Genomic DNA, 10,676 nt, shown 5'->3' with positions numbered 1-10,676 from the left:
GCCCGGTTACATTTCGAACCCGGAAGCTAAGCCTTACAGCGCCGATGGTACTGCAGGGGGGACCCTGTGGGAGAGTAGGACACCGCCGAACAATCATTCAAAGGGTTGGATCCTGAACTTCGGTTCGGGGTCCAACCCTTTTTTGTTGGGCGTCACTTGAAGTTCACGTTGCGCAACCACCATCGTCGGCATGGGTACTGCTGCAATGCTCAGGGCCGCCGGCGTCGGAGTCGGTGACGAGGTCGTCGTACCGGCCTTCGGGAACGTGGAGGTCGCCGAGGCGGTGACACTCGCTGGTGCGCTTCCGGTGTTCGCGGACATACATCCGGTCAGCTACTGCCTTGACGCGTCCGCTGTCGAAGCGGCCATAACTCCGCGTACGGCGGCCGTCGTTGTCGTACACCGATTTGGGCGGCCGGCCGATATGGCAGGGCTCCTCGCGGTCGGGGGGCGGCGTGGGCTGTTGGTGCTGCAGGAGGGTGAGTCCGAGGCGCCGTACGACGAGATCGCTCAGCGTCGCGAGCGGGCCGGCTATCTCGACGGGAGGTTGCGCGGGGTGCGCACACCCGATGGCGGGGACGGGCACACCTACCAGCAGTACGTCGTGCGGGTTCCCGGTAACGGGCGGCCGGACCGGGATGCGTTCGCCCGGGCCCTGCGGAGCAAGGGAGTTGCGTGCCGCGTGCCGGTGAAGACGCCCGTGCACCGGTTGCCCGAATTCCGGCGTTGTGTGTCGCTGCCGGAGACGGAGCGAGCCGCTGACGAGACGCTTGCGCTGCCGGTGGAAGCTTCGCTGACCAAGCGGGACATGCAGCGCGTCGTGACCGCGTGCAATGCGCTCGGTGGACTGCTTCAGCCTGCTTCCTGAGCGAGTTGGGAGCACGGGTCTGTACGGGGTATGATCTATTCCGTTGCCGCGAGGGAAACCTCGAAAAGGCGACAGGCCCCCTTAGCTCAGTCGGCAGAGCGTCTCCATGGTAAGGAGAAGGTCAACGGTTCGATTCCGTTAGGGGGCTCCAGTCAAAAGGCCCCGCCCATTCGGGCGGGGCCTTTTTTGCGTTCTCCCTCAATCCTGCTGCAGGCCCGGGACACGCATGGCCAGGATCGCCATGTCGTCGGACGGGGCGTCCGAGGCGAAGCGCTCGACCGCGCGCATGATGCGGGCCGCGACCGCGCCGGCCGTCAGGCCCGTGCAGGTGGTGAGGACGTCGGCGAGACCGTCGTCGCCCAACATGCGGGTGCCTTCGCGGCGTTCGGTGACACCGTCCGTGACGCAGAGAAGGACGTCGCCCGGGTCGAGGGTGACCGTCTCCTCGTAGAGCTCCAGGTCCTCCATGACGCCGAGGAGCGGCTGGGGTTCGGCGGCCGGTTCCACGGTGCCGTCCTGGCGCAGGCGGAGCGGGAGCGGGTGGCCGGCGCAGACGACCTTCAGGCGGGCGCTGCCGTCCGCCTGCGGCCACAGCTCGCCGTAGAGGAGGGTCAGGAAGCGGCTGCGGGCGCCCTCGTCGAGGATCGCGGAGTTCAGACGCTCCAGGACGGCCGGGCCGCTCAGGCCCTCCCTGGCCAGGAGACGGAGGGCGTGCCGCGCGAGGCCCGTCACCGCCGCCGCGTTCGGGCCCGTGCCGCAGACGTCGCCGATGGCGAAGCCGTACGCGCCGTCGCTGATGGGGAAGACGTCGTAGAAGTCACCGCCGACCTCGTTGCCCTCGCCGGCCGCGCGGTAGATGACCTCGACCTCGACGCCGTCGATCTCGGGGAGCTCGGGCGGCAGGAGGCTGCGCTGGAGGGACTGGCTGATGGCCGTGCGCTCGGAGTAGAGGCGGGCGTTGTCCAGGGCGAGTGCGGCCCGGCGGGACAGGTCCTCGGCCAGTTCCAGGATTTCCTGGCGGAAGTGTTCGTCGGCGGGCTTGCCCAGGGTCAGCATGCCGATGACGCGGTTGCGGGCGACCAGGGGGAGCACGACGGTCTCGCCGCCCACCGCGGAGGCCGTGGCGAGCGTGGGGCCGATTCCGGAGGCGAGCTGGTGGGTGGGGCCGCCGCTGAGGCCGAGGCTGCGCATGGAGCTGCGCAGGGCCGCCTGGTGGGCCGCCTCGCCCGGCGCTGACCAGACCCGGGCGCCGGGGGTGGGAACCGGGTCCGGGGGCTGGACCTTCGACAGCAACGACTTGATGCCGTCGATGAGTTCCTCGTCCTCGTGCAGGACGTAGGACAGATAGGGATCCGAGGCCTGGTCGGCGATCGTGTAGACGGCGCACCAGGTGGCCAGGGTGGGGACGGTCATCTGGGCCATGAGGGCCAGCGTCTGGTCGCGGTCCAGGGTGCCGGCGAGGAGGTCGGACGCCTCGACGAGGAAGCTCAGGGAGCCGCGGCGCAGGCGTTCGAGTTCGCCCAGGCGGGCCGACTCGACGGCCAACGCGATGCGGTCGGCGGCGAATTGGAGGCGCAGGGCCTCTTCGTTCGAGTATCTGCCGGGGCCTTCGGCGGCCACGCCGAGGGAGCCGGTGAGGCGGCCCTCGACCTTCAGCGGGACTGTGACCACCGAGCGCATCCCGGTGCCGTTCAGGAGCGGTACGGCGCCGGGTACGGCCGAGAGGTCGTCGTGGACGGCCGGCATGCGGGCGGAGCCGTAGCGGCCGGGGCCTGCCTCGACGGGCACGCGCGCGAAGCGCTGGCGGGCGGAGGGCAGGCCGGTGGAGGCGCGGACCTCCAGCTCGGTCTCGTCGTCGGTCGCGAGGAGCAGGAAGGCGGAGTCGCCGTCGAGCATGTCGCGCGCGCGTTCGACAGTGCGCTGAAGGAGGCCGTCGAGGTCGTCCGGGGCCGGGGAGCCGATGAACACCTCGAACGGGTCGGTGCTCTGGCCGTCGGAGGAGGTGTTCGTGTCGGAGGCGGGGCCGCGCAAGGGCGTCTGGAGTACAGCGCGTTCGTGGTCGCGGACCAGGAGGCAGACGGTGGACGGCTCGCCGCCGGTGTCACGGACGCGCAGGTGGGAGGCGTAGACCGAGGTGACGCGGCCGTTGGATGCCCTTATGCCGTAGCTGCCCTCCCAGCGCGAGAGGTGGAGTGCCTCGACGATTCCGGTGCCGGTGCCGGGGGTGTGCGGCCAGGCTGCGAGGTCGGTCAGGGGCTTGCCGATGACCTGTTCGGCGGCATAGCCGAAGAGCTCCTCGGCGTCCTCGTTCCACGAGGTGATGGCGCACGTACGGTCGATCTGGATGACGGCCACGCGGACGCGGCCGTCGGCCAGCGGGAGGAGGTCCGCGGGCAGGGCCGGGCCGGCCGCGCGGGTGCCGACGGGGCGTCCGGGGAGGACGAGCTGGAACCAGACCTGCTTCTGGGTGGGTGTGTACTCGACGCCCCAGCGGGCGGCGAGCGCGGCGCAGAGCTGGAGACCGCGGCCACCCTCACGGTCGAGGTTGCCCATGTTGACGGCCTGGCCCTGGAGCGGGATCTCGCGCTCCGGATAGTGGTCGGCCACTTCGATCCGTACACCGTCGTCACTGCGCAGGCACAGAACATCGGCGGCGGTGCCCGCGTGCACCACGGCGTTGGTGACGAGTTCGCTGGTGAGGACCACCGCGTCGTCCACGATGTCGGCGAAGCCCCAGCCCTGGAGTGTGTCGCGGACGAAGGAGCGGGCGGTGGCTACCGATCGTCCGACGGGCTCGAAGCTGGCGGCCGCGCGCGCGGTGATCACAGAACTCCTCGACCGGTTGTCGACGTGCAGGGCTGCCTGACCGACCGGCTCGTGCCGCTGTTGCGGCAGGCCGCCCGTCGGCCGGGGGTCCGGGGGCTGTCCCCCCGGGATCAGTCCGGTGGTCATGTGTGCGGCCGCCCTCCGATGCCCGCTCGTGCTCGTGCCACCGCCCAGGCCGGACGGACCGGCTCGGCTGGACAGCCGCATGCAAGGTTACTTACCTTCGACGGCCATGCGGATGCCGGTCTGCAGTGTTTCCGTCCGGAGGGTGTGCGGACGATGTGCGAAGCTGCCGAACTGTTATGGCCTGGTTCAACCAGGGTGAAACACTGGGCAAGCTCCTGAAGAAGGTTCGGGCAGGCCGAGTGGCTTGCGCGTACGGCGGGCAGCAGCCCGTGGTGCGGCTTTGCATGCCTGGCTGACATATCGCTGTAGTAAGCAGAAGTGCGCGGCGTCAACCGGTGCGCCGCGCGGTATCACCCGAGCACAGCAGTAACGGTCGACCCCTGCGGGAGGGACACAGTGGAGTCTGGCGCAGCGACGCGGGGCACTAAAACGCGCGCGAAAGACGGACAGTCCCCGAGGGGCCGGCGCACACCGCGGAGCGGGACCACCGCGGTGGACACGGCCGCCCTGGACCGGCTGATGGCGGCGCTGGTCTCGATGCGTGACGGGAACTTCCGCAAGCGGCTCACGGTGTCCGGCGACGGCGTGATGTCGGAGATCGCGGCCGTTTTCAACGAGGTGGCCGACCGCAACCTGCACCTGACGGGTGAGCTGTCGCGGGTGCGGCGCATGGTGGGTCGTGAGGGAAAGCTCACGGAACGGCTGGAAACAGGCGCCTGTGAGGGCTCCTGGGCGTCCGCCATCGATGCCTCCAACGCGCTCGTGGACGACCTCGTACGGCCCGTCTCCGAGGTCGGCCGGGTGCTGTCCGCGGTCGCGGAGGGCGATCTGTCGCCCCGCATGGAGCTCAGGACCCAGGCGCCGGACGGGACGGGGCATCCGCTGCGCGGGGAGTTCCTGAAGGTCGGGCGGACTGTAAACAACCTTGTCGATCAGCTCTCGACGTTCACCGACGAGGTCACCCGGGTGGCCAGCGAGGTCGGTACCGAGGGCAAGCTCGGTGGCCAGGCACGCGTGCGTGGCATGTCGGGCTCCTGGAAGGACCTGACCGAGTCCGTCAACACGATGGCGTACCGGCTGACGGCCCAGGTGCGGGACATCGCGCTGGTGACCACGGCGGTGGCCAAGGGGGATCTGTCCCGGAAGGTCACGGTTCACGTGGCCGGCGAGATGCTGGAGCTGAAGAACACCGTCAACACGATGGTGGACCAGCTCTCGTCCTTCTCGTCCGAGGTGACCCGGGTCGCGCGCGAGGTGGGTGTCGAGGGCGAGCTCGGCGGCCAAGCGCAGGTGCCGGGTGTGGCCGGGGTGTGGAAGGACCTCACCGATTCGGTGAACCTCATGGCCGGCAACCTGACGGCCCAGGTCCGCGGGATCGCCCAGGTGACGACGGCGGTGGCCAGTGGTGACCTGTCGCAGAAGGTGACGGTCTCCGCACGCGGCGAGGTCGCACAGCTCGCGGACACGATCAACCAGATGACCGAGACGCTGCGGATCTTCGCGGACGAGGTCACCCGCGTGGCCAACGAGGTCGGTGCCGAGGGGCAGCTCGGCGGACAGGCGAACGTGCCGGGCGCGGCGGGGACGTGGAAGGACCTCACCGATTCGGTGAACACGGTCTTCCGGAACCTCACCACGCAGGTGCGGGACATTGCCGCCGTGACCACGGCGGTGGCCAACGGTGACCTGTCGCAGAAGGTCACCGTGGACGTGGCCGGCGAGATGCTGGAGCTGAAGAACACCGTCAACGGGATGGTGGACCAGCTGTCCGCGTTCGGTGCCGAGGTCACGCGCGTGGCGCGCGAGATCGGTGTCGAGGGCGAGCTGGGCGGGCAGGCGCAGGTGCCCGGGGCGGCCGGCACCTGGAAGGACCTCACCGACTCCGTCAACACGGCGTTCAGGAATCTCACCGGACAGGTGAGGAACATCGCCCAGGTGACGACGGCGGTGGCCAACGGTGACCTGTCGCAGAAGGTCACCGTGGACGTCTCCGGCGAGATGCTCCAGCTGAAGAACACCGTGAACACGATGGTGGACCAGCTCTCCGCCTTCGCCGACCAGGTGACGCGGATGGCCCGGGACGTGGGTACCGAGGGCCGGCTCGGCGGTCAGGCCGTCGTGCCCGGGGTCTCCGGGACCTGGAAGGAGCTCACCGACTCCGTCAACTTCATGGGCGGCAACCTCACCTCGCAGGTGCGGCAGATCGCCCAGGTGACGACGGCGGTGGCCCGGGGTGACCTGTCGCAGAAGATCGACGTGGACGCGCGCGGCGAGATCCTGGAGCTGAAGAACACCATCAACACGATGGTGGACCAGCTCTCCGCCTTCGCCGACCAGGTCACCCGTGTGGCCCGGGACGTGGGCACCGAGGGCCGGCTCGGCGGTCAGGCCCAGGTGCCCGGTGTGGCCGGTGTCTGGCGTGACCTGACCGACTCCGTGAACGGAATGGCAGGAAACCTTACTGCCCAGGTGCGCAACATCGCCCAGGTGGCCACCGCGGTGGCCCGGGGTGACCTGTCGCAGAAGATCGACGTGGACGCGCGCGGCGAGATCCTGGAGCTGAAGAACACCCTCAACACGATGGTGGACCAGCTCTCCAGCTTCGCCGACCAGGTGACGCGGGTGGCCCGCGAGGTGGGCACCGAGGGCATCCTCGGCGGCCAGGCCGAGGTGCAGGGTGTCTCCGGCACCTGGAAGGACCTCACGCAGTCCGTGAACTTCATGGCGAACAACCTGACCATTCAGGTGCGCAACATCGCCGAGGTCACCACCGCGGTCGCCAAGGGCGACCTCTCGAAGAAGATCACCGTCGACGCGAAGGGCGAGATCCTCGAGCTCGTCACCACCGTCAACACGATGGTGGACCAGCTGTCGTCCTTCGCCGAGCAGGTGACTCGGGTGGCCCGTGAGGTGGGCACCGAGGGGCAGCTGGGCGGTCAGGCGCGGGTACCGGGTGTCACCGGCATCTGGAAGGACCTCAGCGACAACGTGAACCTGATGGCCAACAACCTGACCATGCAGGTGCGCAACATCTCCCAGGTCGCGAACGCGGTCGCCAACGGCGACCTCACGCGGACGGTCACGATCGAGGCGCGCGGTGAGGTCGCGCAGCTCGCCGACACCTTCAACACCATGGTCAAGACGCTGAGCTCGTTCGCCGACCAGGTCACCAAGGTGGCCCGAGAGGTGGGCACGGACGGCATCCTCGGCGGCCAGGCGCGGGTGCCCGGTGTGGCCGGCACCTGGAAGGACCTCACCGAGTCCGTGAACCAGATGGCGTCCAACCTGACCGGTCAGGTCCGGAACATCGCCATGGTGACCACGGCCATCGCCAAGGGTGACCTGACCAAGAAGATCGACATCGACGCCCGCGGCGAGATCCTGGAGCTGAAGACGACCATCAACACGATGGTCGACCAGTTGTCGTCCTTCGCTGAGGAGGTCACCCGGGTCGCCCGCGAGGTGGGTACCGAAGGACAGCTCGGCGGCCAGGCACGCGTGCGTGACGTCGACGGCACGTGGCGCGACCTGACCGAGTCCGTGAACGAAATGGCAGGAAACCTTACTCGGCAGGTGCGGGCCATCGCGCGGGTCGCCACCGCGGTGACCCGGGGCGACCTGAACCTGAAGATCGACGTGGACGCGTCCGGCGAGATCCAGGAGCTCCAGGACTACATCAACAAGATGATCGCCAACCTGCGCGACACCACGATCGCCAACAAGGAGCAGGACTGGCTCAAGGGCAACCTGGCCCGTATCTCGGCGCTCATGCAGGGCCGCCGGGACCTGGAGGACGTGGCCTCGCTGATCATGAGCGAGCTGACGCCGGTGGTGACCGCGCAGCACGGCGCGTTCTTCGTGGCGATGCCACTCCTGGACGGCAAGGACATGAGCACCGAGGCCGAGGACCAGTACGAACTTCGGATGCTCGGGTCGTACGGCTACTCGATGGGCTCCATGCCGACGTCGTTCCGGCCGGGGGAGGCGCTCATCGGGACGGCCGCGGAGGAGAAGCGCACGATCCTGGTGGAGAACGCGCCCAGCGGCTATCTGAAGATCTCCTCCGGTCTCGGAGAGGCACCGCCCGCGCAGGTGATCGTCCTCCCGGTGCTGTTCGAGGGCAAGGTGCTCGGCGTCATCGAGCTCGCGTCCTTCACACCCTTCACACAGATCCAGAAGGACTTCCTCAACCAGATCGCCGAGATGATCGCGACCAGCGTCAACACCATCTCCGTCAACACCAAGACCGAGGTGCTGCTGAAGCAGTCCCAGGAGCTGACCGAGCAACTGCGGGAGCGGTCGGCCGAGTTGGAGAACCGGCAGAAGGCCCTCCAGGCGTCCAACGCCGAGCTGGAGGAGAAGGCCGAGCTGCTGGCCCAGCAGAACCGCGACATCGAGGTCAAGAACACCGAGATCGAGGAGGCGCGGCAGGTCCTGGAGGAGCGCGCCGAACAGCTCGCCGTGTCCATGCGGTACAAGAGCGAGTTCCTGGCCAACATGTCGCACGAGCTGCGGACGCCGCTGAACTCGCTGCTGATCCTCGCCAAGCTGCTCGCCGACAACGCGGACTCCAATCTCACCCCGAAGCAGGTCGAGTTCGCCGAGACCATCCATGGCGCGGGCTCCGACCTGCTCCAGCTCATCAACGACATCCTCGACCTGTCGAAGGTCGAGGCGGGCAAGATGGACGTCTCGCCGACGCGTATCGCGCTCGTGCAGCTCGTGGACTACGTGGAGGCCACCTTCCGGCCGCTGACCGCGGAGAAGGGCCTCGACCTGTCCGTGCGGGTCTCGCCCGAGCTGCCCGCCACCCTGCACACCGACGAGCAGCGGCTGCTCCAGGTGCTGCGCAACCTGCTGTCCAACGCAGTGAAGTTCACCGACTCCGGAGCCGTCGAGCTGGTCATCCGGCCCGCCGGGCGGGAGGTGCCGGTCGCGATCCGGGAGCAGTTGCTGGAGGCCGGTTCGCTGCGTGACCCGGACGCCGACCTGATCGCGTTCTCGGTGACCGACACCGGTATCGGTATCGCGGCCAGCAAAATGCGGGTGATCTTCGAGGCGTTCAAGCAGGCCGACGGCACGACCAGTCGCAAGTACGGCGGCACCGGACTCGGGCTGTCGATCTCGCGCGAGATCGCGCAACTGCTCGGCGGAGAGATCCACGCGCAGAGCGAGCCGGGACGCGGATCGACGTTCACGCTGTATTTGCCGCTGCACCCCAGCGAACTCCCGCCGCAGGGCTACCAGCACTCCATGCCCGCCCTGGAGGCCGGCGACCTCGTGGCGTCCGCGTCGGAGAACGGGCGGTCCGGGGGCGAGGTCGAGACGCCGGCCGAGGTGAGGTCGTACCAGGAGACACAGAACGGTGCCGCGGCGCTCTTTCGGCGTCGTCGCAGGACCGCACCGGCCCTCGAACAGCGGATCGGGCAGCCGGACCAGTGGTCGGCGGTGGAGCACCAGAGCACGCCGCAGCCGCGCCGGGGCATCCGGTTCGGCGGCGAGAAGGTGCTGATCGTCGACGACGACATCCGCAATGTCTTCGCGCTGACCAGCGTCCTCGAACAGCACGGACTGTCGGTGCTCTACGCGGAGAACGGCCGTGAGGGCATCGAGGTGCTGGAACAGCACGAGGACGTGGCGGTCGTCCTGATGGACATCATGATGCCCGAGATGGACGGTTACGCGACGACCAACGCGATCCGCAGGATGCCGCAGTTCGCCGGGCTCCCGATCATCGCGCTGACCGCCAAGGCGATGAAGGGCGACCGGGAGAAGGCGATCGAGTCGGGCGCCTCCGACTACGTGACCAAGCCGGTCGACCCCGATCATCTGCTGTCGGTGATGCAGCAGTGGATGCGGGGGGAGTGACGGGAATCAGCGAAGTTCACGTGGAGTTGCTGACTCAGTGTGTCCGGCGCCGTGTAGAAGTACGGGATTCGGGGAACCTTCTGGTCTCCCACTACGTTTCTGCTTCGTGCACAGTGACATCACGGTGACAGGGTGTGGCGACAGACAGGGTGCGGCTACGATGACCGGCACAAGGACGGGCGGCGAAAGGGAGTCGTCCCCAGGGGCGGCACCCGGTGCACATCCGGGGCGAGGAGGGCGGGCCATGGTGCAGAAGGCCAAGATCCTCCTGGTCGATGACCGGCCGGAGAATCTGCTGGCGCTGGAGGCCATCCTCTCCGCGCTCGATCAGACACTGGTGCGGGCATCGTCCGGGGAGGAAGCGCTCAAGGCGCTGCTCACGGACGACTTCGCGGTGATTCTGCTGGACGTCCAGATGCCGGGCATGGACGGTTTCGAGACCGCGGCGCACATCAAACGGCGGGAGCGGACCCGGGACATCCCGATCATCTTCCTCACCGCCATCAATCACGGGCCGCACCACACCTTCCGGGGATACGCGGCCGGTGCGGTGGACTACATCTCCAAGCCGTTCGACCCGTGGGTGCTGCGCGCGAAGGTCTCGGTGTTCGTCGAGCTCTACATGAAGAACTGCCAGCTGCGGGAGCAGGCGGCGCTGCTGCGGCTCCAGTTGGAGGGCGGCGGAGGCAAGGTGGCGGTCGGGGACGCGAAGGAGCCGGCGGGTCTGCTCGCCGAGCTGTCCGCGCGGCTCGCGGCGGTCGAGGAGCAGGCCGAGGCACTCTCCAAGCAACTCGACGACGAGTCGGCGGACGCGGCCGCGGTCGCCACCGCGGCCCATCTCGAACGCAAACTCACGGGGTTGCGGCGGGCGCTGGACGCGCTGGAGCCGGGCACCGGGAGCTCGCCGTCGGTGCCCTCGCAGAACTGATCGGAACTGACGCGTGGCGCAAGTGTTCCCGCGCTTCCCGCGGGTGAGCCCGCGTCAGCT

The 10,676-nt window shown here is 68.5% G+C and carries 4 protein-coding genes, 1 tRNA gene and 1 rRNA gene; 5 read left to right on the top strand and 1 reads right to left on the bottom strand.

All coding sequences use genetic code 11. From position 1 onward, the window contains the following. The 3 genes from rrf to ACZ39I_RS39120 all read left to right on the top strand — a co-directional run. Window positions 1-91, top strand: a 5S ribosomal RNA gene (rrf, locus tag ACZ39I_RS39130); the annotation flags it as partial. 114 nt (window positions 92-205) lie between these two features. After that, window positions 206-868 (top strand): DegT/DnrJ/EryC1/StrS family aminotransferase, encoded by a 663-nt coding sequence (locus tag ACZ39I_RS39125; protein ID WP_467250114.1) that lies wholly within the window; start codon window positions 206-208, stop codon window positions 866-868. A gap of 75 nt (window positions 869-943) precedes the next feature. After that, window positions 944-1,019, top strand: a tRNA-Thr gene (locus ACZ39I_RS39120). Window positions 1,020-1,066: 47 nt separating this feature from the next. Here the strand turns inward: ACZ39I_RS39120 and ACZ39I_RS39115 are convergent. After that, window positions 1,067-3,820, bottom strand: a complete 2,754-nt coding sequence (locus ACZ39I_RS39115) for a SpoIIE family protein phosphatase (RefSeq protein ID WP_467250109.1) — start codon at window positions 3,818-3,820, stop codon at window positions 1,067-1,069. Between the two features lie 396 nt (window positions 3,821-4,216). On the opposite strand from ACZ39I_RS39115, the gene ACZ39I_RS39110 reads away from it, so the two are divergent. After that, entirely contained in the window at window positions 4,217-9,688 is a 5,472-nt protein-coding gene (locus ACZ39I_RS39110) for a HAMP domain-containing protein (RefSeq protein ID WP_467250107.1), read from the top strand. A gap of 244 nt (window positions 9,689-9,932) precedes the next feature. Then, window positions 9,933-10,616: a response regulator gene (locus tag ACZ39I_RS39105; RefSeq protein WP_467250106.1), complete on the top strand. Its 684-nt coding sequence runs from the start codon at window positions 9,933-9,935 to the stop codon at window positions 10,614-10,616. Window positions 10,617-10,676: the final 60 nt, after the last annotated feature.

The sequence above is a fragment of the Streptomyces sp. NPDC024687 genome (assembly GCF_055559055.1).
Note: the sequence above shows the minus strand (reverse complement) of the source record. Positions and strands in the feature narration are given on the sequence as shown.